This window comes from Paraburkholderia sp. (genome assembly GCF_049581445.1).
In the GTDB taxonomy this organism is placed as follows: Bacteria; Pseudomonadota; Gammaproteobacteria; order Burkholderiales; family Burkholderiaceae; genus Paraburkholderia.
Genome location: NZ_JBAURZ010000376.1, coordinates 1 through 23,287 on the forward strand (window position 1 = coordinate 1; position 23,287 = coordinate 23,287).

Here is a 23,287-nt window from a genome sequence, read left to right on the forward strand (position 1 = left end):
CCGCGTGAACCGCGCGAATCGTATGGTGCACAGCCGCCTGCCGAGCGCACCCCGTCTGACCGCCCGCCTTCTGACCGGGCGCCCTCGGATGGTCCAGTGGTGGTGACACGTCGCCGCCGTCTGTTCGGCACGGGTAATGGCGACGGTAACGGCAACGGTAACGGCAACAACAGCGGCAACGAATAAAACCTCCAGGCGGCGCGCAGGGTGGCCAACCGAGGCCCACCCTGGCCTCCCCTAAGCCACCCTGTCCGGATCATCCAGCCGTTTCAGAATCTGCTCGATACGCACCCGTTGCTGATGCGTCAGTTCGAATCCGCATTTCACCGCCAGCACGCGGCGACGCCAGTAACCCGCACTGAACATGCGCACGCCGGGCTGTCGCGTCGCCCAATCCAGGTGTTCCAATTCCGCCTCCACAACGTGTAAAGCATTGAAGCGTTGTACCGGCTCGCGCCTGTTCGAATTCATTTCCGCACCACCCCGTCAATGTGCCGCTCGGGCCCCATCCCGCGACACACCCTAGACGAAACATCGCGCGGCAATTTCAAGGGATGCTGAGGAGTTCTGTGGCGCACTGCCGCTTTGCGCTATCCTGAACGCTCGATACCCTTTGCGGAGTACGACATGTCCAAGCCGAAGCCCCACGCTCCAGCACCGGATGAAACGGCGGAGGACCGCCTTGACGAGGCGCTCGACGAAACCTTTCCGGCCAGCGACCCCATCGCGATCGCCGCCGACACGCCACGCAAGCCGGCCTCCACGCCAGCCGCAGCGCACTCACCGCACTCACCCGCCAAAGAAAAGAAGCATCGCTGACGCCTGAATCAGGCATTGCGTCGCGCCGTTCGCGGTCTTGTCGACCCGGCGCGATCACGCACCGAAACTGCCCGCTCCCGCAGAAGGAACGACAGCATGCCCATTGAGACCGCGAGGCCCGCGCGCTTTCTGCGCGAACGCGACGGCGACGAAGCCCGCGTCACCTACGTCGAGCTGTTCTTCGACCTGATTTACGCGTTTGCCGTCACGCAGCTTTCGCACCGCCTGATGCACGATCTGAGCGCGTTCAGCGCACTGCAGACCCTCATCCTGTGGTTCGCGGTGTGGCTCGGCTGGCAATACACCTGCTGGGTCACCAACTGGTTCGACCCGGACCGCATTCAGGTGCGCCTGCTGTTGTTTGCCGTGATGGTCATCGGCATGGTGATGGCCGCCAGCCTGCCGCTCGCTTGGGGCGAACGCGGTCTGGTGTTCGCGATCAGTTATGTGGCGATCCAGGTGGGCCGTAGTCTCGTCGTGCTGGGTTTTCTCGGCCCTCACCACGCGCTCACTGCGAACTTTCGGCGCATCTGCGGCTGGCTGGTGATCTCAGGCGTGGCGTGGATCGCAGGCGGTCTGCTGGAAGGGATGCCGCGCTTTGCCTGCTGGGGTGCGGCGGTGCTGTGCGAATACGTGTCACCGATGTTCGGCTTCCCGCTGCCCGTACTCGGCCGTTCCAGCGCCGCCGATTGGCGCAGCACGGAAGGCGGCCATATCGCGGAACGCTGTCAGGGTTTCGTGATCCTGGCGCTTGGCGAATCAGTGGTGGTGACGGGCGGCACGCTGTCGGACATCGCCACGTGGAGCGCGCCGGCGATCATCGCGTTCCTTGTGTGCTTTGCCGGCAGTATCGCGATGTGGTGGGTCTACTTCGACACCAGCAGCGGCGCAGGCAGCCGCGCGATTGCGCGCTCGAACGAGCCCGGCCTGATGGCCGCGTATTTTCACTACGTCCACGTGATCCTGATTGCAGGCGTGATCGTCTCAGCCGCCGCGGACAACCTGGTGATCCTGCATCCGCCCGAGCCGGTCGGCTGGCCGACCGCCTGGCTGCTGCTCGGTGGCCCCGCCGTCTATGTGGTGGGCAATGGCCTCTACAAGCGCGTGGTCTATGGCTGGTTCCCGTTATCGCACTGGATCGGGCTGGCGCTCATTGCGCTCATCGCGCCGTTCGCGTTCCATACTGACCTGCTAATGACGGGCGGTTTGACTACTGCCGTCTTGATCGTGGTAGCCACATGGGAGAGCATCTCGCGCCGGGGGTCCGCACCGGCCGAAGCGGTCGGCACCGAATAGCGCCGCCTCGCCAAACAGCAAGAGTACTGCGCCGCCCAAACGAGAAAAACCTCGGGCGGCGCACCGCACGAGGTTTTTTGTCTTGCTGCGGGTCCGGCCTGACTGGGCCGTGCCAGGCTTAGCGCGAGGTAGTCGGCAAGCCGCTATCAAGCTGACGCTGCAGATTCTGCACCTGCTTCTGCGCGGCACGCAACTGGCCCTGTGCTTCGGCCTTTTGCTGCGCCAGCGCCGTCGCTTCGGCACGGCTCTGCTGCTGCTGACTGTTGACGATATTCTGCTGCTGATGCGCCACATCCAGATCAGCTTGCAGGCGGTTAGCACGGTCCTGCGACAACGCGATCATCCGATCCGTGAAAGCCTTTTGCGCTTCGAGACGGATCCGGCGAATCTCGACGTCGGACAACTGCACGGTCTGCCGCGCGAAATCTTTATAGATCAGTTCGGCACGTGTGTCGTCTTCCGTCTTGATAACGCGCCAGAAAGTCTTCTGCTGGAATAGCGCGACGTAGTAGGTCATCTCCTTCGCGTTGTACAGGAGGCTTGCGCCGTAGCTGCCGTTGTAGGTGGTACGCAGCTCAGTCAACTCCGTACCACGGATCAGCCGTTGCAACTCCGCGACGTTCCCCGCGGCGGACTGCTTTGCTTCATCCGCTGTCAGCGGTGTGGCCTGGGCCGAGTCGGCCGGCATAGTAGCTGAGACTGCACTCGCCGCCCCTTGAGGAGCGGCGCTAACGTTTGCTGCGTTATCCGGCGAATTCTGTGCGTAAACACCCTGCGCAACCCCCAGCGCGACCAGAGCGCCCAAGGCAATCTGTCGGAGTTTCAACTTGTGGTCCATGTAAATCCTGCTTGAACAGTTTTTGTTTTAGTACAAACTATCCCATTATTACTCAGTTTCGCGGCTTTCGGGCTCTTCGTCAAAAATTTGGTACTTGCGCATTTTTCTCCCATTACACCTTGCGGCTGATGCCGAGCGTGCCCGCGGTATCCTGGCGGCGCCAGCCGTTAGCGTCAAGTGCCGCAAGCACGCGATTGCTGAACAATACTCAGAGCGTGATTGGCGCCGTGTCGGCCTACGATCGGCATAGCGATTGCCATGACCGACCAGTACAGTCCCGACTCGCTGCCGACATCCGAGCAGATCTCGTTCGACACGGCGCGTGTCTATCTGCACGCGGGCACACCAGCGCCATCGAAACCCTCTTCGATCGCGTTTGGCTTCCGCATTTCGGATGCGGAGTACTACACGCTCGACTTGTCGGTGGCCGAGGCGGTCGGCGATGCGCCGAGAGCGCGTCGCGCAGTCCACAAGTCAACGCAACCTTTTCATCCCAGTTGAACTGAACGGATTCGGCACGTCTGAATGAACAAATGCCCTATGGGCGCGCGGTGCGCTCAAGCCAGCAGGCGTCAGGCAGCGTGCCCGCCCGGGCGGGTCTGATTAGAGGTTCCACTATCAAACGCAGCACATACTTTCACGTATTCTGCGCTGACCAGATGGATCAGTTCGCACGATCCGGCATGAACGGCAGCAAACGGTCCGACATGCCCATAACGCCGCGCGACCAAGATCGCGCCGATTTTTAATCAAGGAGGAAGACAATGACGCAATTCGCTCAATTCACCCGACGCACCCGCTCCATCGTCTCACGCACGGCCAAACACGCAGCGCTTGCCGGCGTACTCCTCGCCAGCGCCGTGACGGCTATGGCGCAAGCCGACAGTCCAATCGGCACGTGGCAAACGATCGACGACAGCACCGGCCAGCCAAAGGCGCTCGTGCAGATCAGTCAGGACGGCGATGGCGCGCTCGACGGCAAGGTAATCAAGGGACTCGGTGCGAACGACCAGCCGGACCGCCGCTGCAGCGCTTGTACGGACGCGCGCAAGGATCAGTTGATCCTCGGCATGACGATCATCCACGACATGAAGAAGGAAGGCGACGGCTGGGACGGTGGCAATATTCTCGACCCTGAAAACGGCAAGGTCTACAAGTGCAAGATGCACCTGGAAGATGGTGGGCAGAAGCTGGTAGTGCGCGGCTACATTGGCGTTTCGCTGCTGGGACGCTCGCAGATCTGGATTCGCCAACAATAGTTCAAAGCGACCCCAAGCGGTCAGCGGCGCATAGCGCTTCGAGTCTGACGCTCAATGCAACCAGAAAAAAAACCGGCCGACGATTCGCTTCGTTCGGCCGGTTTCTTTTGATAGCGCGGGTTCAATTCATTGGACCCGTCATGCAGCGTGCTTGAAAGACGCCGCATAGCCAAATACCGAAGGCGGCACCGACTGCTGCGTGGGTGAGGGACCGAAAGGCGACGACGGCCTGGCGGGTGCGACTGCAGGCGCTTCAACACGCGCTTCCTTCTGTTCGGGGGCGACGTGAACACGCATGCGCGCTTCCATCATGCCGCACAACTCGGTGCTTGCCTCGCCGAACAGTTGGTCCATGATGCGCTTGAGTACGCCGGACGCGTGCCACGCCTTGAAACGCCGGTGGCAGGTTTGATACGACGGATATTTCCGCGGCATGGCGGACCAGGTAGCGCCGCTATACATCACCCACAGCACGCCGTTGAGCACGGAGCGCGTGTTCGCGAGCGGGCGGCCGCGGAGTTCGGCGCGGGGGCGCAGTTCAGGAAGCAGCGGCGCGACGCGTTGCCATTCTTCGTCATTGATGTCACGGTACGGGGTCATGGGCTTTCTCCTTGTCAAAAAGCATTTCAAGAAGATATCGGCTCACCCATGGACCGAATATAAGACCAATCCGAATCCTGAAAATGCGACATCGACCGCCAGAGATTGGTGGCCAGACCCTAAGCTATCGCAATAGAACGCGCAGAGCCTGGCGACCGCGCGAGGCCCCCGGGTGAGTCAACTTCAGGTAAGCGATGTATCGACGATCCGACGCGGCGCGTCGAGATATTCTTTCGATTGCATTTCCACGATGCGCGAAACCGTGCGGGAGAATTCGTTGGCCATCGGGCCGTCGGTGTACAGCTGTTCAGGCGGCACCGCCGCGGACATCAGCAGCTTGACCTTGTGGTCGTAGAAGACATCGATGAGCCATGTGAAGCGACGCGCCTCCGAGGCCATACGCGCACTCATCTGCGGCACGCCCGAGAGGACCACCGCGTGAAAGCGGCTTGCCAGTTCCAGATAGTCGTTCTGAGAACGCGGGCCGCCGCACAGCGTCGCGAAGTCGAACCAGACGACACCATCCGCCTTGCGTAGCGCCTTGAGCTCGCGCTTTTCGATGCGCAGGATCGGGCTTTCGTCCGGCACCGCTGCAAGACGCGCGAAGGCGTCGCGCAACGCCTTGTCGGCGGCTGCGCCAAGCGGGGTGTGATACACCTCGACCTGTGCCAGCGTACGCTGCCGGTAGTCGACGCCCGCATCCACGTTGATCACGTCGAGCTTGGCCTTGATCAGTTCGATCGCCGGCAGCATGCGGTCGCGATGCAGCCCGTCCGGATAGAGCGTGTCCGGGTCGTAGTTGGACGTCATCACGAACTGCACGCCGTTCTCGAACAGCTTGTCGAGCAGACGGTACAGGATCATCGCGTCCGCGATGTCGGAGACGTGGAATTCGTCGAAACAGATCAGGCGGTAGCGTTTGGCGATGCGCCGCGCGAGTTCGTCGAGCGGATCGGCCTGGCCTTTCAGGTCTTCCAGTTCGCGATGCACTTCGCGCATGAACTCGTGAAAATGCAGACGCGTCTTGCGATACAGCGGTACCACCGTAAAGAAGCTGTCCATCAGGAAGCTCTTGCCGCGCCCCACCCCGCCCCACATGTACACGCCGCGTGGCAGGTCCGGATGGATCAGCAGTTTTTTGAACGCATTCGAGCGGCGCGATTTGTACTCGCTCCACTCTTCATAGCACCGCTGCAGACGGTCCACGGCCGCGCGTTGCGCCGGGTCCGATTGATAACCCCGCGTCTGCAGTTCGTTTTCGTAGTATTCGGTGACGTTCATTCTATGGCTGCAAAAAGTAAGGCGGGAGGGAGTGAACCCGCCCGCCTTCGTCATGATGCAAAGGTGCTGCGATCAGGCAATGCAATCAGTCGCGCAATCACCTCGATCAGTCAGGCGTGCATTTAATTACATGTTCAGCGCGCGCTTGTCGACGGCCAGGGCCGCCTCGCGCATTACTTCGGACAACGACGGGTGCGGATGGCAAATGCGGCCGATGTCTTCCGACGCCGCCTTGAATTCCATCGCCACCACGGCTTCCGCGATCAGGTCCGATGCGTTAGCCGAGATGATGTGCACGCCGAGCACTTCGTCAGTCTTCGCGTCAGCGATCATCTTGACGAAACCGTCCGCCTTGTTGATGCCGAGCGCGCGGCCGTTGGCCATGAACGGGAACTGGCCCGTCTTGACCTCGCGGCCCTCTGCCTTCAGTTGCTGCTCCGTCTTGCCGACCCATGCAATTTCCGGTTCGGTGTAGATCACCCACGGAATGCAGTTGTAGTCGATATGCGGCTTCTGACCGTCGATGATTTCGGCGACCATCACACCTTCATCTTCGGCCTTGTGCGCGAGCATCGGGCCACGCACCACGTCGCCGATTGCGTAGACGTTCGGCACTGCGGTTGCGCAGTGGTCGTCCACGTCGATGAAGCCGCGCTCATTGGCCTTCAGACCGATCGCTTCCAGACCGAGGTTGTCGGTATTCGGCACGCGGCCAATCGACACGATCAGGCGGTCCGCTTCGAGCTTCTGTGCGTTGCCGTCCTTGTCCGTGTAGTTCAGCGTGACGCTGCTGTCGGTCGTCGTGACTTCGCCAACCTTCACGCCCACGTGAATATCGAGGCCTTGCTTCTTGAACTGCTTGGCTGCTTCTTTCGCCAGTGCCTGATCAGCCGCGCCAAGGAATTCCGGCAGCGCTTCGAGGACAGTAACGTCAGCACCCAGACGACGCCACACCGAACCCAGTTCCAGACCGATCACGCCAGCGCCGATCACGGCCAGCTTCTTCGGAATGGAGTCGAAGCTCAATGCGCCTTCGTTGTCGGCGACGATCTTGTTGTCGACCGGAATGTTCGGCAGATGACGCGCCTTCGAACCCGTGGCGATGATCACGTTTTTAGCCGTGACGGTTTCCGTTTCGCCTTCGCCGCTCACTTCGATCTGCACGCCGGCGTCCGTCTTGCCGGTGAACTTGCCATGGCCCTTGAGCCACGTGATCTTGTTCTTGCGGAACAGGAATTCGATGCCCTTGGTCATCTTCTCGACGATGCTTTCCTTGCGGGCCAGCATCTTCGTGATATCGACCTTGACGCTTTCCACGCTGATACCGTGGTCGCCGAGGTGATGCGATGCATTTTCAAATTCTTCCGACGAGGCGAGCAGTGCCTTCGAGGGGATGCAACCCACGTTCAGGCAGGTGCCGCCGAGCTTCAGCGTGCCGGCCGGGTTCTTCCACTTCTCGATACAGGCAACCGACTTGCCGAGCTGCGCAGCGCGAATAGCTGCGATGTAGCCGCCGGGACCGGCACCGATCACGACGACGTCAAATTCTTTGGACATGACAATCCTTTTGATGACGGGACGACGCGCGGCCACGCTTCGAGGCGCGCGTCGTTCCAGTACTGCGGAATGCTAGAGGCGTACAGCGTATATGGCGCCGGCTTGTGCAATGACAAGCCGGCGCCAGTCAAACCCGTGCTTACAGGTCGAGCAGCAGGCGCGCCGGATCTTCCAGTGCATCCTTCATGGCGACCAGCGACAGCACCGCTTCGCGACCGTCGATGATCCGGTGGTCGTACGACAGCGCCAGGTAGTTCATCGGGCGGATCACGATCTGGCCGTTTTCGACCACAGCGCGTTCCTTCGTCGCGTGCACACCCAGAATCGCGGATTGCGGCGGGTTGATAATCGGCGTCGACAGCATCGAGCCGAACACGCCACCGTTCGAGATCGAGAACGTACCACCTGTCATTTCTTCGATCGACAGCTTGCCGTCTTTAGCCTTCTGGCCGAATTCAGCAATCTTCTTTTCGATGTCAGCGAGGCTCAGCTGATCTGCATTGCGCAGGATCGGCACCACCAGGCCGCGCGGCGAACCGACCGCGATACCGATGTCGAAGTAGCCGTGATAGACGATGTCGTTACCGTCGATCGACGCATTCACCAGCGGGAACTTCTTCAGTGCGTGGACAGCGGCCTTGACGAAGAACGACATGAAGCCGAGCTTCACGCCGTGTTCCTTCTCGAAGCGGTCCTTGTACTTGTTGCGCAGGTCCATCACCGGCGCCATGTTCACTTCGTTGAACGTCGTGAGGATGGCGTTGGTTTGCTGCGACTCAAGCAGACGCTCGGCGATACGCGCACGCAGACGTGACATCGGCACGCGCTGTTCCGGGCGATCCTTCAGCCATGCGTCGGCGGAACCCGGGGCCTTCACGTCCGGCAACGACGGCTTGGCGGCCTTCAGTGCAGCAGCCGGTGCCGGTGCTGCCTTGGCAGCCGGTGCAGGAGCAGCACCTGCGGTCAGCACGTCACCCTTGGTGACGCGGCCATCGCGGCCCGTGCCGGCGACGTCGCCCGATGCCAGATTCTTTTCCGCCATCAGCTTGGCAGCAGCCGGCGAAGCGGCCGTGTTCGCACCCGTTGCGGATGCGGCTTGAGCAGCAGGCGCGGCGGCGGGAGCCGGTGCGGCTACCGGTGCCGGCTTCACTTCTGCTTCGACAGCAGCAGCGCCAGCCTTGCCTTCGGTGTCGATCTTGGCGATCACCTGATCAGCGGTGACGGTATCGCCGTCGTTCGCGATCACTTGTGCGAGCACGCCAGCCGAAGGGGCCGGCACTTCCAGCACGACCTTGTCGGTCTCGATTTCGATGAGGATCTCGTCTTGCGCGACAGCTTCGCCGGGTTTCTTCTTCCACTGCAGCATGGTGGCTTCCGACACCGACTCCGAAAGCTGGGGGACCTTGACTTCTACAATAGCCATTGTGATTTTTTCCTGAATACGTATCTGGTAACAACGAACCGTCTGCGAACCGTGGATGAACCGTCACTCGCGGTCGGGGAAAGCGCCCTGCGCTTTCCCGGTTCGCTTGTTGTGTTTATTTAGCGATCGACGCGCTCTTGAGACGACCGAACGCACCCTCGATCAGCGCCTTCTGCTGTTCGTAATGCTTTGCGTAGTAGCCGACTGCAGGCGATGCCGATGCCGGACGGCCGCTGTATGCCAGCTTCTGCCCTTCCTTCATGCCTTCCTTCAGGTGATGCTCGATGTAGAACCACGGGCCTTGATTCTGCGGCTCGTCCTGCACCCAGACCACTTCAGTTGCGTTGTCGTACTTCTTCATTTCCGCTTCGAACTGCTTGTGCGCGAACGGATAGAGCTGTTCGATACGGATGATCGCGACGTCGTTCGACTTCGCTTCGCGGCGATGCGCCACCAGGTCGTAATACACGCGGCCCGAGCAGGCGATGACGCGCTTGACCTTCTTCGCTTCGATCGCTTCGTCCACTTCGCCGATGATCGGCTGGAACGCGCCCTTCGCCAGTTCGGACAGGTCCGACACGGCTTCCTTGTGACGCAGCAGCGACTTCGGCGTAGCGACGATCAGCGGCTTGCGGAACAGGCGGATCATCTGACGACGCAGCAAGTGGAAAATCTGCGCCGGCGTGGTCGGCTGAACGACCTGCATGTTGTGGTCTGCGCACAGTTGCAGGAAACGTTCGATACGGGTGGACGAGTGTTCCGGACCCTGGCCTTCGTAGCCGTGCGGCAGCAGCATCGTGAGACCCGAAACACGGCCCCACTTCACTTCGCCCGACGAGATGAACTGGTCGATCACGACTTGCGCGCCGTTCACGAAGTCGCCGAACTGCGCTTCCCATGCAACGAAGGTGTTGGGTTCAGCGGTCGAGTAGCCGTATTCGAAACCGAGCACTGCTTCTTCCGACAGCACCGAGTCGATCACCGTGAACTTCGCCTGACCTTCGGCGATGTTCTGCAGCGGAATGTACGTGCCGTCGTTCCAGCGTTCGCGGTTCTGGTCGTGCAAAACCGAGTGACGGTGCGTGAACGTGCCGCGGCCCGAGTCCTGACCCGTCAGGCGCACTGCGTAGCCCGATGCGACCAGCGACGCGAACGCCAGGTGTTCGCCCATGCCCCAATCGAGCTTCGCTTCGCCACGACCCATCGCACGACGGTCGTTGATGACGCGCTCGACCAGCGGGTGAACCTTGAAGTTTTCCGGGACCGTGGTGATGCGCTCAGCGAGGCGCTTCAGTTCAGCGAGCGGCACTGCGGTGTCCGCAGCGTCCGTCCACTTGCGGTTCAGGAACGGCACCCAGTCCACTGCGTACTTGCTCTTGTAGTTCGAGAGCACCGGATCGATAGTGTGATGGCCTTCGTCCATCGCCTTGCGGTAGGCCTTGACGAATTCGTCGCCCTCTTCCGCAGAGATCACGCCTTGTTGCACCAGCTTTTCAGCGTACAGGGCGCGCGTGCCCGGGTGCTTGGCGATCGTCTTGTACATCAGCGGCTGCGTGACAGCCGGCGTGTCCTGCTCATTGTGGCCGAGCTTGCGGAAGCAGACGATGTCGACGACCACGTCCTTGTGGAACTGCATGCGGAAGTCGATGGCGATCTGCGTTGCCAGCACCACCGCTTCAGGATCGTCACCGTTGACGTGCAGCACCGGTGCTTCGATCATCTTGACGACGTCCGAGCAGTACAGCGTCGAGCGCGAGTCACGCGGGTCCGACGTGGTGAAGCCGATCTGGTTATTGATGACGATGTGCAGCGTGCCGTGCGTGCCGTAACCACGCGTTTGCGCGAGGTTCAGCGTTTCCATCACGACGCCCTGACCAGCGAAAGCCGCGTCGCCGTGGATCTGCACCGGCAGCACTTGCAGGCCGCTGTCGTCGCCGCGACGGTCCATACGGGCCTTGGCCGAACCTTCGACCACCGGGTTGACGATTTCAAGGTGCGACGGGTTGAACGCGAGCGACAGATGAACCGGGCCGCCTTCAGTCGAGACATCCGACGAGAAGCCCTTGTGGTATTTCACGTCGCCAGCCGGCAGATCGTCGACGTGCTTGCCTTCGAATTCGGCAAAGAGGTCAGCCGGCATTTTGCCGAGCGTGTTCACCAGCACATTCAGACGGCCACGGTGAGCCATGCCGATGACGATTTCCTGCACGCCGCGGGCACCGCCGTGACGTACGACTTCGTCCATCGAAGCGATGAAGCTCTCGCCGCCTTCGAGCGAGAAACGCTTCTGGCCGACGTACTTGGTGTGCAGGAAACGCTCGAGGCCTTCAGCAGCCGTCAGGCGATTCAGGATGTGCTTCTTCTTGTCGTTTGAGAAGTTCGGCGTTGAACGGATCGACTCGAGCTTCTCTTTCCACCAGCGCTTTTGCTCAGGATCGCTGAGGTACATATACTCGGCGCCGATCGTGCCGCAGTACGTGTCGCGCAATGCCTTGACGATATCCCGCAACGAAGCCTGTTCGAAACCGAAGTACAGGTTGTTCGTGTTGAAGGTCTGGTCCATATCGGCTTCAGTGAAGTCGTAGAACGCAGGTTCAAGTTCGGGAATAGCGGGACGTTCGCGGCGCTTCAGCGGATCGAGATTGGCCCATTGCGAGCCGAGAAAGCGATACGCGCCGATGAGGGACTGCACATAGACTTGCTTGCGAGCGGTGGCGAGATCTTCGCCGCCAGCAGCGGTGCGCGGGATGAAAGCGTTCGCCTTGGCCCGTTGTGCAAATGATTCGACGATCGGGCCATGGGCCACGTCGTTGGCGTTGGTGCCATCCGATGCAGGAACGTTCTGCAACGCGTCGAAATACACACGCCAGTTCTCGGGCACTGACGCCGGATTATCGAGATACGCTTCGTACATTTCTTCTACGTACGGAGCATTGCCGCCGAACAGATAGGAGTTCGACTGGAATTGCTTCATCATATTTACGCTCACCTTTCTTCGAGTTTCTCGAGAAATAGCGGGTTACTCAAACCTTCCGCGACACGGCCTGACCGTTTGGCGGATTGCGCGAATCAAGTCTTGCTTGGAAGGACCTTAACTTGCATCCGCGGAAGCATAGCACATATCGAATACTCCAGATAGAAGGCTTAGTGTCGCAAAACCCTTTCCCAGCGGGCTTTCGCGGACCTTTTCAGGACTCGCAACAGTGTGTGCCAACAACGGTAAGTACAAACAACGTTACCTGTTACCAGAAATGACAAAAGCCACCCGAAGGTGGCTTTTGCATTGCATCATTCAGACATCCAACCAGAGCGGCAAAGGCCCGCTGATTACTAGTCCACTGCGCCCTTGCGGCTGGCGCTGCGACGCTCGTGTTCCTTCAGGTAACGCTTGCGCAGACGGATGGATTGCGGCGTGACTTCGACCAGTTCGTCGTCGTCGATAAATTCCACTGCATATTCCAGCGACATCTGGATCGGCGGCACGAGGCGCACGGCTTCGTCCGTACCCGACGAACGCACGTTGGTCAGTTGCTTACCCTTGATCGGGTTCACAACCAGGTCGTTGTCGCGGCTGTGAATGCCGATGATCATGCCTTCGTACAGCGGCTCGCCCGGCGACACGAACATACGGCCGCGGTCCTGCAACTTCCACAGTGCGTAGGCCACTGCCGCGCCATCATCCTGCGAAATCAGCACGCCATTGCGACGCTCACCCACCGTGCCTTCCTTGACCGGCTGGTAAGAGTCGAACGTGTGGCTCATCAGGCCCGTGCCGCGCGTGAGCGTCAAGAATTCCGACTGGAAGCCAATCAGGCCACGCGCCGAAATACGATACTCAAGGCGCGTACGGCCACGGCCGTCCGATGCCATGTCGAGCATTTCGCCCTTGCGGCGGCCCAGTTCTTCCATCACGCCGCCCTGGTGGCCGTCTTCCATGTCGACCGTCAGGTTTTCGTACGGCTCATGCTTCACGCCTTCGATTTCCTGCATCACCACGCGCGGACGCGACACGGCCAGCTCGTAGCCTTCGCGACGCATGTTTTCCACGAGAATGGTCAAGTGCAGTTCGCCACGGCCTGCCACTTCGAAGGTCGTTTCGTCGCCAGTTTCCTTCACACGCAACGCCACGTTGTGGTTCAATTCCTTGAACAGGCGGTCGCGGATCTGACGGCTCGTCACGAACTTGCCTTCACGGCCGGCGAGCGGCGACGAGTTCACCAGGAAGTTCATCGTCAGGGTCGGCTCGTCGACGGTAATCATCGGCAGCGCTTCTGGGGCTTCCGGCGCGCAGATCGTCACGCCAATGCCGATTTCCTCGATACCGTTGATCAGCACGATGTCGCCAGCCTCAGCGGAGTCCACCTGGACGCGCTCGAGACCCTTGAACGACAGCACCTGATTGATCTTGCGGTTGATGATCGCGCCATCCGGGCCCGAACGCACAGCCACAGCCATACCCGGCTTGACACGGCCACGGGTGATGCGGCCCACGCCGATACGGCCCACGTACGACGAATAGTCCAGCGACGTGATCTGCAACTGCAGCGGCGCTTCCGGATCAGCCGGGCGAACCGGAACGTGTTGCAGCACGGCTTCGAACAGCGGGCGCATGTCGCCTTCGCGCACGTCCGACGTCAGGCCGGCATAACCGTTCAGGCCCGATGCGTAGACGATCGGGAAGTCGAGTTGCTCGTCCGTTGCACCCAGCTTGTCGAACAGATCGAAAGTCTGGTTGATCACCCAGTCGATACGCGCGCCCGGGCGGTCCACCTTGTTGATCACCACGATCGGCTTCAGGCCGAGCGCCAGCGCCTTCTTTGTCACGAAGCGCGTTTGCGGCATTGGACCTTCGACGGCGTCCACCAGCAACAGCACCGAGTCGACCATCGACAGCACGCGCTCCACTTCACCGCCGAAGTCGGCGTGGCCCGGCGTGTCGACGATGTTGATGTGGGTACCCTCGTACTCGACCGCGCAGTTCTTCGAGAGGATCGTGATGCCGCGTTCCTTTTCGATGTCGTTCGAGTCCATCACGCGCTCGGCAATCTGCTGATTGTCACGGAACGTGGCGGTCTGGCGGAGGAGCTGGTCGACGAGCGTGGTCTTGCCGTGGTCGACGTGAGCAATGATGGCAATGTTGCGTAGGGCGCGAGTCATAGGAACCTGGAGACAGTTGAGTGCGCCAGCAGCAGCATTGTGAGGGAAGCCAACAAAGCCCAAAGCGCACTTTTGGGAACCCAACATTATAGCATGTATGGATTAAGGTTCTCTGGTATTCCCTTAGACTTTACTCATCATCGGGGACCGGGCGTCAGTTTTTCCTGACAGCGCGCTATCTATCCCTTACATCTTCCGTTGCGAATTTCCTAACCTCCCGCCCCTTTACCAGCGGCCCCTGCGGGCCCGATTTTCGCCCAGAAACGCCGCTCTTTGAAGCACTTGAGGCGCGAAAGATAGTTGCCTGGGCTGCAATAACGCTTGCCGCGTCAACTAAGCGCCCACTATAATCCTGCATAGTCAACCATTGCAGTCGCATGAGAATCATGACGGATCAGACCCCTACGCCGCCGCCGGAAATCAGCGCTTATCAGCTCGGCGAAAGCGTCGGCTATCTGATTTCCCGCGTGAGATCGACCATATCGAACGAGATTACGCAGCGGACCATGGCCGAACTCGGCATCACCAGTCAGCAAGCCAGCATCCTGTTTATGGTCGCCAGCGGGAAGTGCCTGCTGGCGGCGGAACTGGCCCGTGAATACGGCATTGACGCAAGCGCCGTCACGCGTCTGGTTGACCGGCTGGAAAAGCGCGGCCTGCTCACACGCGTGCGCAGCAGCGAAGACCGGCGGGTCGTCCGGCTCGCGCTGACCACCGAAGGCCAAACCTTGGCCGCACGCACGCCGGCTATTTTCAACGGTGTCGTCGACAACCTGCTCGGAGGCTTTACACCCGAGGAAGTCGGCTTTCTAAAGAGCATGCTGCGCCGCGTTCTGACCAATAGCGGCTGTGATCTATCGGGCATAACCCGTGACGTAGCAACCAATTCCGACATCAAATCGCAGTAACCCGGTTGCACGGCCCATCATTACAATTCACTGACCATCAAAGAGTCGAGCGATGAAATCCCTTTCCCTGTGTGCGCCCGCGCTGTCGCGCCGGGCCGCTGTCACCGCTGCGGTGGCGGCGCTTGCCCTCGCGGGGTGCGCGAACTACAGCGGCATCAAGAGCGACAAGCAGATGTCGTCACCGACGCAGTACGAGTCCAGCCAGAGCCTGCCTGCACAGGGCGGCCAGTGGCCGTCGCTCGATTGGGCCAACCAGTTCGGCGACCCGCAACTGCCCCAACTGATTGCCGAGGCGCTCGAGGGCAATCCGTCGATCGCCCAGGCACAGGCACGCCTCGCGAAGGCCTCGTCGTACATCGAAAGCACGCGCTCAGCGCTTTATCCTAAGGTTAACGGCAGCTACTCGTGGACCCGTGAGATATTCTCGGCCAACTCCATCTACCCGCCGCCCTACGGTGGCACCTGGTACAGCGAGAACAACGTACTGGCGAGCGCTTCGTGGGATCTGGACCTGTGGGGCAAGAACCGGCAGCGACTTGGCCAGGCCGTGTCGCAGGAGAAAGCGGCGGAAGCCGACGTGCAGCAGGCGCGCGTAACGCTCGCCGCGTCGGTCGCCAGCACGTATAACCAACTGGCTCAGTTGTATGCGCTGCGCGATATCGCCGCACGGGAAATCGCCAATCGTCAGGATATTGGCCGCATCACCCATGGCCGCGTCGTCGCCGGTCTTGACACCAATGTCGAGCAGCAGACCGCCAACGGTAATATTGCGACGAGCCAGTCCAATGTGACCGATCTCGATGGCCAGATCAGCACCGTGCGCTATCAGCTAGGTGCCCTGCTCGGCAAGGGACCGGATCGCGGCCTGCAGATCGCCAAGCCCATCCTGACAGTGGGCAACCCCGTCGTCCTGCCGGATAACGTGCCGGCCGATCTGGTGTCACGCCGACCGGATATCGTCGCTGCGCGCTGGCAGGTCGAAGCCGAAATGCATGACGTGAAGGAAGCGAAGGCTGAGTTTTTCCCGGACGTGAACCTCGCGGCCGGCTTCGGCTTCGATGCGTTCGGCTGGGGCAGATTCCTGACTGCGTCGAGCCGCACCATTCAGTTTGGGCCGGCCATTCACCTGCCGATCTTCGATGCAGGTGAATTGCGCTCACAGTTAAAGGGCCGCTACGCCGATTTCGACCTCGACGTCGCCAACTACAACCAGACGCTGATCAATGCGCTGTCGGATGTCGCCACGCAGATCACTTCGATCCGTTCGATCGACCAGCAATCGGGCGACGCGCAACGGGCGCTCGACGCGTCGACGAAGGCGTATCAGCTCGCAGTCATCCGCTACAAGGCCGGCCTGTCGGAGCAACTGCAGGTGTTGAACGCCGACCAGAACCGTCTCGCCGCAGAACAGACGGTGACTAACCTGAAGATGCGCCGCCGCGAGATGCAGATCGGTCTCATCAAGGCCCTCGGCGGCGGTTTCGATGCGACCCAGACCGGGCTCGTCGTGCCACCAACCGATGCGCCGGTCGAAGCACCGGCCGCCGCGTCCGCCGTACCCGCGGCGCAGGCAGCACCCGCGGCGCCCTCCGCGCAGGCGAGCCAAACGACGCAAGCATCAACGGCCGCGAACTGAATCCGAATGCCCACCCGAATAAACGACGCAGATTGAGAGAATACGGAGCATATCAATGAGCACCCCCCAGCAACCTGCCGCCAGCGCACAACCGGCGAACAACGGCAAACGCAAGCGCATGATGACGCTGCTCGTCATCGTGATCCTGATTGCCGCGATCGCCTACGGGCTGTACTACTTCCTCGTCGCACGCTTTCATGAGTCGACCGACGATGCGTACGTGAACGGCAACGTCGTCCAGATCACGCCGCAAGTAACCGGCACGGTCATCGCCGTGAACGCCGACGACACGCAAACCGTCAAGGCCGGCGACCCGGTCGTCGTACTCGACCCAGCCGACGCCCGCGTCGCGCTGCAGCAGTCCGAAGCCAACCTGGGCCAGGTGGTGCGCCAGGTCCGCGGCCTGTTCGCCGACGACAACCAGTACCAGGCACAAGTCGAAGTGCGTGAAGCCGATCTGTCGCGCGCCGACGACGACCTGCGCCGCCGCATGATGGTGGCGCAGACCGGTGCTGTCTCGCAGGAAGAAATCTCGCACGCCCGGGACGCCGTAAAGAGCGCGCAGGCCGCACTCGACGCCGCCAAACAACAACTGGCCTCGAACCGCGCGCTGACCGCCAACACGACGATTGCCGACCACCCGAACGTCGAAGCCGCTGCTGCGAAGGTGCGCGATGCGTATCTGGCGAATGCCCGCAATACGCTGCCGGCGCCAGTCACGGGTTATGTCGCGAAGCGCTCGGTGCAGGTCGGCCAGCGCGTCTCGCCGGGCAACCCGCTGATGGCAATCGTGCCGCTGAACGCAGTATGGGTCGACGCGAACTTCAAGGAAGTGCAACTGAAGCATATGCGCATTGGCCAGCCGGTCGAACTGACGGCTGACGTGTACGGCTCGTCGGTTGTATTCCACGGCAAGGTGGTCGGCTTCTCGGCGGGTACGGGCTCTGCGTTCTCGCTGCTGCCGGCACAGAACGCCACGGGTAACTGGATCAAGGTCGTGCAACGCCTGCCGGTGCGGATCGAGCTGGATCCGAACGAACTGGAAAAGCATCCGCTGCGTATCGGCCTGTCGATGACCGTCGACGTCACCATCAAGGACGAAAACGGCGGCCAGCTCGGCGACGCGAAGAACACGGTCTATCAGACCAACGTGTTCGACAAGTACGGTGATGAGGCCGACGCTGAGATCGCCCGCGTCATTGCTGCAAACGCCGGTCCTGCGGACAAAAGCGGTGCCGCACAAAAGTCCGCCGATCGTGGCACGAAGCCCGCGGCCAAGGCCATGTAAGCGCGCGATACGCAAAGAAGGTTGTTGATAAATGGCTCAGGCTCAAGCGCAAGTCCCTCATCCGCCGTTGGAGGGCGCGCAACTGGTGATCGGCACCATCGCGGTGTCGCTCGCTGTTTTCATGAACGTGCTCGACACGTCGATTGCCAACGTGTCGATCCCGTCCATCTCCGGGGATCTGGGCGTTTCGTCCGATCAGGGCACGTGGGTAATCACCTCGTTCGCGGTGGCGAACGCGATCTCGGTGCCGCTCACCGGCTGGCTCACCGAACGCGTCGGCCAGGTGCGCCTGTTTATGGCATCGATCGTATTGTTCGTGATCTCGTCGTGGATGTGCGGCCTCGCGCCGACTCTGCCCTTCCTGCTCGCCTCGCGCGTACTGCAAGGGGCGGTGGCGGGTCCGATGATTCCGCTGTCGCAAACGCTACTGCTCGCCAGCTATCCTCGTGCGAAGGCGCCGATGGCGCTCTCCATGTGGGCCATGACGACGCTGATTGCGCCGGTGGCCGGTCCGATTCTCGGCGGCTGGATCTCCGACAACATCTCATGGCCGTGGATCTTCTACGTCAACATTCCGGTCGGCGCGATCTCGGCGATCGCGACATGGTCGATCTTCCGTAAGCGCGATTCGGTGATCCGCAAGGCGCCTATCGATGGTGTTGGGCTCGCGTTGCTGATCATCTGGGTCGGGTCGCTTCAGGTGATGCTCGATAAGGGCAAGGACCTCGACTGGTTCTCATCCACCACAGTCGTGGTGTTGGGGCTGACCGCCGTGATTGCACTCGCGTTTTTCATTGTGTGGGAGCTGACCGCAGAGCATCCGGTTGTCGACCTGTCACTCTTCAGCAAACGCAACTTCACGGGCGGCACGGTCGCGCTGTCGATTGGCTATGGGCTCTACTTCGGCAATCTGGTTTTGTTGCCGCTATGGCTGCAAACGGATCTCGGCTACACCGCTACGGACGCCGGTCTGGTGATGGCGCCGGTTGGCCTGTTCGCGGTGCTGCTGTCACCGCTGACCGGCAAGATTCTGCCGCGCACCGATCCGCGCTATATCGCTACGCTGTCGTTTCTCGTGTTCGCGCTGGTTTTCTGGATGCGTTCGCGCTATACAACCGGTGTCGACGAGTTTTCTTTGCTTCTGCCCACGCTGATCCAGGGTATTGGCATGGCCGGGTTCTTTATCCCGCTGGTGTCGATCACGTTGTCGGGCTTGCCGGGCAACCGGATTCCGGCCGCATCGGGCTTGTCGAACTTCGTGCGGATCATGTGTGGCGGGATCGGCACCTCGATCTTCCAGACCGCGTGGGACCATCGCACGATCCTGCATCACGCGCAGCTGACCACTCAGGCCAATCCGTACAACCCGGTGTTCGATCAGTCGATCCGTCAGATGGGTGCGGCCGGCTTCAGTCAGCCGCAGGCGTATGGACTCTTCAACAACATGGTGTCGCAACAGGCGGCGCAGTTGGGCGTGAACGACCTGTTCTTCATCTCGGGCGGGATCTTCGTCGCGTTGATTGCGTTGATCTGGGTGACTAAACCGGAACGCGCGGGCGGCGATGCCGGCGCGGCAGCGGCAGCTGCGCATTGACGAGGGCTTAGATGACAGGGCGGACGTAGTCCGCCCTGGAAACGGCGCTTGATAGGGCCTTAAGGCAAGATGGTAGCGGCGGCCATATGGTGCCGCGACTCAGTCCGTCGCTGCCGTCACGACAAGCCGTTCTGGCGCAAGCACCCCTTCACCCACTTTCGCTACGCCCAGCAACTTGCCTTCCGCGGCATACACACGCACCCGCTCAGCATTCACTGCTTCGTCGCTCAAGGCGAGGTCGGAAAGACGCAGACGCTGGCCATGCAGAAAGCGGCGGGTGCTCTCAGCGTCGAGTTGCACGGCAGGGAAAGACGACAGCAACGCATCCACCGGCTGCAACCATTGATCGCGTTCGCTTTCGGCCGCGTCGGACAGTGCGTCGAGTGTCACCGCGTTTTCCAGCGTCAACGCACCGACACCGGTGCGCCGCAGCGCCACCAGATGCGCGCCGCAGCCTAATGTCTCGCCAATATCCTCAGCCAACGTACGGACGTAAGTGCCTTTGCTGCAGGTCACACGAAACGTCACGTCGGGCAACGCGCAAGCGAGCAGGTCGAGCGCGTAAATCGTCACCCGCCGCCCTTCCCGCTCGACTACCTGGCCCGCGCGCGCATATTCGTACAACGGCTTGCCATCGCGCTTGAGCGCCGAATACATGGGCGGCACCTGGACGATTTCGCCGCGAAAGCGCGCGAGCGCGGCAACCACTGCCACCTGATCGCACGTGACCTCACGCGTCTCGATCGCCTCGCCTTCGGCATCGCCAGTGGCCGTTCGAATCCCGAGGCGCATGGTCGCTTCGTAGGTCTTGTCGGCTTCCAGCAGGTCCTGGGAGAACTTGGTCGCCTCGCCAAAACAGAGCGGCAACAAACCGGTAGCCAGTGGATCGAGCGTGCCGGTGTGCCCAGCTTTTTTTGCCAGATAGAGGCGCTTCGCCCGAATCAGCGCGTCATTGCTCGACAGGCCGATAGGCTTGTCGAGCAGTAACACGCCGTCGAGCGCGCGACGCGGCACACGGGGCCGCTGAGGTGCGCGTGAAGATGCAGTCATGTCAGAAGAGTCAGAGCGAACGGAAAATCAGCGATGCAACAAACCGCGGGCCATCAGTCTTCTTTGGCGCGGTTGGCGTTCGCCTCGTCGATCAGCCGCGACATCTCGACGGCCCGTTCAATGGTCTTGTCGTAATGGAAATGCAGCGTCGGCACCGTGTGGATATGCAAGCGCCTGAACAACTGGTTGTGCAGATGGCCGGCGGCATGCGTGAGCGCTTCAAGCGTCTGCTGCGGGTCGCCGGTCAGCGTGGTGAAGTAGACCTTCGCGTGGGCGTAATCAGGCGTCAGCTCGACGCTCTGGATCGTCACGATCCCGATGCGCGGATCTTTGATCTCGCGCAGCAGTTCAGACAGATCGCGCTGGATCTGATCGGCGATCTGGACATTGCGATTGGGGGAGGAACGTTTCTTTGGCATGGTGAATCCGTAATCCGATTGAACCGGATAGCAAGGGTGTTTGCGCTTCAGCAGCAGCGTGCTGCGAGCGCGAACGGCAGGCACAAAAACAAGGGGCGGAGCGAGGCGCCAAGCGCCCGCCCCGCCCCTTCAGCGTTGCGCCTGAATTACAGCGTACGCGCGACTTCGGTGACTTCGAAGACTTCGAACTGATCGCCTTCGACGATATCGTTGAAGTTCTTGATCGACATACCGCACTCGAAGCCCTGACGCACTTCCTTGACGTCGTCCTTGAAGCGCTTGAGCGAATCGAGCTCGCCCGTGTGAATCACCACGTTGTTGCGCAGCACACGCACCGACGACGAGCGCTTGACGAAGCCGTCCGTGACCATACAACCGGCCACTGCACCGATCTTCGGTACCTTGAAGACCTGACGCACTTCGACCATGCCCGTCACGACTTCGCGCTTCTCCGGTGGCAGCATGCCCGACATTGCCGCCTTCACTTCATCCACAGCGTCATAGATGATGTTGTAGTAGCGAATATCGATGCCATTGGATTCCGCCAGCTTACGCGCCTGTGCATCCGCACGGGTGTTAAAGCCGATGATGACCGCCTTCGAAGCCGTTGCCAGGTTGACGTCGTTTTCGCTGATGCCACCCACCGCGCCGTGCACGATCTGCACACGCACTTCGTCGGTAGAGAGCTTTTGCAGCGACTGCACCAGCGCTTCCTGCGAACCCTGTACGTCGGCCTTGACGATAAGCGGCAGATATTGCACTTCGCCTTCGCTCATCTGTTCCAGCATGTTCTCGAGTTTTGCGGCCTGCTGCTTGGCCAGCTTGACGTCGCGGAACTTGCCTTGACGGAACAGCGCCACTTCACGCGCCTTGCGGTCGTCCGGCATCACGATGACTTCTTCGCCAGCCTGCGGTACTTCTGACAGACCTTGAATTTCCACCGGGATCGACGGGCCAGCTGCCTTGGTCGGCTTGCCGGTTTCGTCGAGCATGGCTCGCACGCGACCGTAGGCACTGCCTGCCAGCACGACGTCACCACGGTTCAACGTACCCGACTGAACCAGGATCGTTGCAACCGGACCCTTACCCTTGTCCAGCTTCGCTTCAATAACCAGACCCTTGGCCGGCGCTTCGACCGGCGCCTTCAGTTCCAGCACTTCGGCTTGCAGCAGCACGTTTTCGAGCAGGTCGTCGATGCCCTCGCCGGTCTTGGCCGATACCGACACGAACGGCGAATCGCCACCGTACTCTTCCGGCACGACGCCTTCCGCGACGAGTTCCTGCTTCACGCGGTCCGCATTCGCATCCGGCTTGTCGATCTTGTTGATCGCTACGACGAGCGGCACGCCGCCTGCCTTTGCGTGGGCGATCGCTTCCTTCGTCTGCGGCATCACGCCGTCGTCGGCGGCGACAACCAGAATCACGATGTCCGTTGCCTTGGCACCGCGGGCACGCATGGCCGTGAAGGCCTCGTGACCCGGCGTGTCGAGGAACGTAATGACGCCGCGCGGCGTTTCAACGTGATATGCCCCGATGTGCTGCGTAATTCCGCCAGCTTCACCCGCCGCCACCTTGGCGCGACGAATGTAGTCGAGCAGCGACGTCTTGCCGTGGTCGACGTGACCCATCACGGTCACGACCGGCGGACGCGGCAGCAACTCTGCGTCAGACGTTTCGCCCTCGACCAGCATCGCTTCCGGATCGTCCAGCTTGGCTGCAACCGCGTGGTGACCCAGTTCCTCGACGATGATCATCGCCGTTTCCTGGTCCAGCATCTGGTTGATCGTGACCATCTGGCCGAGCTTCATCATCGACTTGATGACTTCCGACGCCTTCACAGCCATCTTGTGCGCCAGATCAGCGACCGTAATCGTTTCCGGCACATGCACTTCACGCACGATCGGTTCGGTCGGGGCCTGGAACGTCGTTTGTTCCTGATGCTTGCCGCGACCCTTCGGGCCGCCGCGCCAGCCGCGATCTACACCGCCACTGGTATCGCCGCGCGTCTTGATGCCGCGACGCTTTGCTGCGTCGTCCTGCCAGCCGCCCTTACCAGCACCCGGCTTCTTCTTGTCGCCTGCCGACGGCGCCGTCGTTGCAGCCGGCGCTGCCGCAGCCGGCTTTTTCGCCGCCGGACGCGCCGCTGCTTCGCCTGCCGGACG

The 23,287-nt window shown here is 61.2% G+C and carries 18 protein-coding genes and 3 pseudogenes; 9 read left to right on the forward strand and 12 right to left on the reverse strand.

All coding sequences use genetic code 11. The annotated features are described in order from the left end of the window. Positions 1-186 (forward strand): annotated as a pseudogene (locus WCA85_RS32280) (RNA chaperone Hfq); the annotation flags it as partial. Positions 187-237: 51 nt separating this feature from the next. On the opposite strand, the gene WCA85_RS32285 reads toward WCA85_RS32280, so the two are convergent. After that, on the reverse strand, positions 238-408 hold the full coding sequence (locus tag WCA85_RS32285; RefSeq protein WP_424069317.1) for a hypothetical protein: 171 nt from the start codon (positions 406-408) through the stop codon (positions 238-240). Positions 409-627: 219 nt separating this feature from the next. On the opposite strand from WCA85_RS32285, the gene WCA85_RS32290 reads away from it, so the two are divergent. Next, positions 628-819, forward strand: a complete 192-nt coding sequence (locus tag WCA85_RS32290) for a hypothetical protein (protein ID WP_424069318.1) — start codon at positions 628-630, stop codon at positions 817-819. 96 nt (positions 820-915) lie between these two features. After that, complete coding sequence (locus tag WCA85_RS32295) at positions 916-2,115, forward strand: low temperature requirement protein A (RefSeq protein ID WP_424069320.1); 1,200 nt, start codon at positions 916-918, stop codon at positions 2,113-2,115. A 118-nt stretch (positions 2,116-2,233) separates the two neighbouring features. Here WCA85_RS32295 and WCA85_RS32300 read toward each other — a convergent pair whose 3' ends face one another. Together WCA85_RS32300 and WCA85_RS32305 are read right to left on the reverse strand one after the other, a co-directional pair. Beyond that, positions 2,234-2,953, reverse strand: coding sequence for a DUF2968 domain-containing protein (locus WCA85_RS32300; protein WP_424069322.1), 720 nt, complete (start codon positions 2,951-2,953; stop codon positions 2,234-2,236). A 48-nt stretch (positions 2,954-3,001) separates the two neighbouring features. Next, positions 3,002-3,149, reverse strand: a pseudogene (locus WCA85_RS32305) (helix-turn-helix domain-containing protein); the annotation flags it as partial. Between the two features lie 44 nt (positions 3,150-3,193). Here WCA85_RS32305 and WCA85_RS32310 point away from each other — a divergent pair. After that, positions 3,194-3,459, forward strand: a pseudogene (locus WCA85_RS32310) (ShlB/FhaC/HecB family hemolysin secretion/activation protein); the annotation flags it as partial. A 258-nt stretch (positions 3,460-3,717) separates the two neighbouring features. After that, a complete protein-coding gene (locus WCA85_RS32315; RefSeq protein WP_424069324.1) occupies positions 3,718-4,212 on the forward strand; it encodes a DUF2147 domain-containing protein in 495 nt (164 codons plus the stop codon). A 138-nt stretch (positions 4,213-4,350) separates the two neighbouring features. On the opposite strand, the gene WCA85_RS32320 is transcribed toward WCA85_RS32315, so the two are convergent. The 6 genes from WCA85_RS32320 to typA all read right to left on the reverse strand — a co-directional run bounded on the left by WCA85_RS32320 (position 4,351) and on the right by typA (position 14,230). Then, positions 4,351-4,812: a transposase gene (locus WCA85_RS32320; RefSeq protein ID WP_424069326.1), complete on the reverse strand. Its 462-nt coding sequence runs from the start codon at positions 4,810-4,812 to the stop codon at positions 4,351-4,353. A 183-nt stretch (positions 4,813-4,995) separates the two neighbouring features. Continuing rightward, positions 4,996-6,093 carry a cell division protein ZapE gene (gene zapE / locus WCA85_RS32325; protein ID WP_424069328.1) on the reverse strand — a complete coding sequence of 366 codons (1,098 nt, stop codon included), beginning with the start codon at positions 6,091-6,093 and terminating at the stop codon, positions 4,996-4,998. A gap of 126 nt (positions 6,094-6,219) precedes the next feature. Continuing rightward, on the reverse strand, positions 6,220-7,650 hold the full coding sequence (lpdA, locus tag WCA85_RS32330; protein WP_424069331.1) for a dihydrolipoyl dehydrogenase: 1,431 nt from the start codon (positions 7,648-7,650) through the stop codon (positions 6,220-6,222). 139 nt (positions 7,651-7,789) lie between these two features. Next, positions 7,790-9,073 carry a 2-oxoglutarate dehydrogenase complex dihydrolipoyllysine-residue succinyltransferase gene (gene odhB, locus WCA85_RS32335; RefSeq protein ID WP_424069333.1) on the reverse strand — a complete coding sequence of 428 codons (1,284 nt, stop codon included), beginning with the start codon at positions 9,071-9,073 and terminating at the stop codon, positions 7,790-7,792. 115 nt (positions 9,074-9,188) lie between these two features. Beyond that, positions 9,189-12,050, reverse strand: coding sequence for a 2-oxoglutarate dehydrogenase E1 component (locus WCA85_RS32340; protein ID WP_424069334.1), 2,862 nt, complete (start codon positions 12,048-12,050; stop codon positions 9,189-9,191). Positions 12,051-12,403: 353 nt separating this feature from the next. Next, positions 12,404-14,230, reverse strand: a complete 1,827-nt coding sequence (gene typA / locus WCA85_RS32345) for a translational GTPase TypA (RefSeq protein ID WP_424069336.1) — start codon at positions 14,228-14,230, stop codon at positions 12,404-12,406. Between the two features lie 386 nt (positions 14,231-14,616). On the opposite strand from typA, the gene WCA85_RS32350 reads away from it, so the two are divergent. The 4 genes from WCA85_RS32350 to WCA85_RS32365 are packed head-to-tail and all read left to right on the forward strand — an operon-like array spanning position 14,617 to position 19,656. Next, a complete protein-coding gene (locus tag WCA85_RS32350; protein WP_424069338.1) occupies positions 14,617-15,138 on the forward strand; it encodes a MarR family winged helix-turn-helix transcriptional regulator in 522 nt (173 codons plus the stop codon). Positions 15,139-15,190: 52 nt separating this feature from the next. Continuing rightward, positions 15,191-16,774: an efflux transporter outer membrane subunit gene (locus WCA85_RS32355; protein ID WP_424069340.1), complete on the forward strand. Its 1,584-nt coding sequence runs from the start codon at positions 15,191-15,193 to the stop codon at positions 16,772-16,774. Positions 16,775-16,829: 55 nt separating this feature from the next. Continuing rightward, a complete protein-coding gene (locus tag WCA85_RS32360) occupies positions 16,830-18,062 on the forward strand; it encodes an EmrA/EmrK family multidrug efflux transporter periplasmic adaptor subunit (RefSeq protein ID WP_424069342.1) in 1,233 nt (410 codons plus the stop codon). A gap of 31 nt (positions 18,063-18,093) precedes the next feature. Continuing rightward, on the forward strand, positions 18,094-19,656 hold the full coding sequence (locus WCA85_RS32365) for a DHA2 family efflux MFS transporter permease subunit (RefSeq protein ID WP_424069345.1): 1,563 nt from the start codon (positions 18,094-18,096) through the stop codon (positions 19,654-19,656). Positions 19,657-19,755: 99 nt separating this feature from the next. Here the strand turns inward: WCA85_RS32365 and truB are convergent, their stop codons facing one another. From truB to infB, 3 genes are all read right to left on the reverse strand, one after another. Beyond that, entirely contained in the window at positions 19,756-20,706 is a 951-nt protein-coding gene (truB, locus tag WCA85_RS32370; RefSeq protein ID WP_424069347.1) for a tRNA pseudouridine(55) synthase TruB, read from the reverse strand. Positions 20,707-20,759: 53 nt separating this feature from the next. After that, positions 20,760-21,125 carry a 30S ribosome-binding factor RbfA gene (gene rbfA, locus WCA85_RS32375; protein WP_424069349.1) on the reverse strand — a complete coding sequence of 122 codons (366 nt, stop codon included), beginning with the start codon at positions 21,123-21,125 and terminating at the stop codon, positions 20,760-20,762. Between the two features lie 146 nt (positions 21,126-21,271). Next, positions 21,272-23,287, reverse strand: a 2,016-nt coding sequence (gene infB, locus WCA85_RS32380) for a translation initiation factor IF-2 (protein WP_424069351.1), incomplete at its 5' end; no start/stop codon positions are given.

Excerpts from the sequence above, each read along its gene's own strand:
- WCA85_RS32290 (WP_424069318.1), top strand. The coding sequence starts at position 628 with ATGTCCAAGCCGAAGCCCCACGCTCCAGCACCGGATGAAACGGCGGAG.
- WCA85_RS32295 (WP_424069320.1), top strand. The coding sequence starts at position 916 with ATGCCCATTGAGACCGCGAGGCCCGCGCGCTTTCTGCGCGAACGCGAC.
- WCA85_RS32300 (WP_424069322.1), bottom strand. The coding sequence starts at position 2,953 with ATGGACCACAAGTTGAAACTCCGACAGATTGCCTTGGGCGCTCTGGTC.
- WCA85_RS32315 (WP_424069324.1), top strand. The coding sequence starts at position 3,718 with ATGACGCAATTCGCTCAATTCACCCGACGCACCCGCTCCATCGTCTCA.
- WCA85_RS32320 (WP_424069326.1), bottom strand. The coding sequence starts at position 4,812 with ATGACCCCGTACCGTGACATCAATGACGAAGAATGGCAACGCGTCGCG.
- zapE (WP_424069328.1), bottom strand. The coding sequence starts at position 6,093 with ATGAACGTCACCGAATACTACGAAAACGAACTGCAGACGCGGGGTTAT.
- lpdA (WP_424069331.1), bottom strand. The coding sequence starts at position 7,650 with ATGTCCAAAGAATTTGACGTCGTCGTGATCGGTGCCGGTCCCGGCGGC.
- odhB (WP_424069333.1), bottom strand. The coding sequence starts at position 9,073 with ATGGCTATTGTAGAAGTCAAGGTCCCCCAGCTTTCGGAGTCGGTGTCG.
- WCA85_RS32340 (WP_424069334.1), bottom strand. The coding sequence starts at position 12,050 with ATGATGAAGCAATTCCAGTCGAACTCCTATCTGTTCGGCGGCAATGCT.
- typA (WP_424069336.1), bottom strand. The coding sequence starts at position 14,230 with ATGACTCGCGCCCTACGCAACATTGCCATCATTGCTCACGTCGACCAC.
- WCA85_RS32350 (WP_424069338.1), top strand. The coding sequence starts at position 14,617 with ATGACGGATCAGACCCCTACGCCGCCGCCGGAAATCAGCGCTTATCAG.
- WCA85_RS32355 (WP_424069340.1), top strand. The coding sequence starts at position 15,191 with ATGAAATCCCTTTCCCTGTGTGCGCCCGCGCTGTCGCGCCGGGCCGCT.
- WCA85_RS32360 (WP_424069342.1), top strand. The coding sequence starts at position 16,830 with ATGAGCACCCCCCAGCAACCTGCCGCCAGCGCACAACCGGCGAACAAC.
- WCA85_RS32365 (WP_424069345.1), top strand. The coding sequence starts at position 18,094 with ATGGCTCAGGCTCAAGCGCAAGTCCCTCATCCGCCGTTGGAGGGCGCG.
- truB (WP_424069347.1), bottom strand. The coding sequence starts at position 20,706 with ATGACTGCATCTTCACGCGCACCTCAGCGGCCCCGTGTGCCGCGTCGC.
- rbfA (WP_424069349.1), bottom strand. The coding sequence starts at position 21,125 with ATGCCAAAGAAACGTTCCTCCCCCAATCGCAATGTCCAGATCGCCGAT.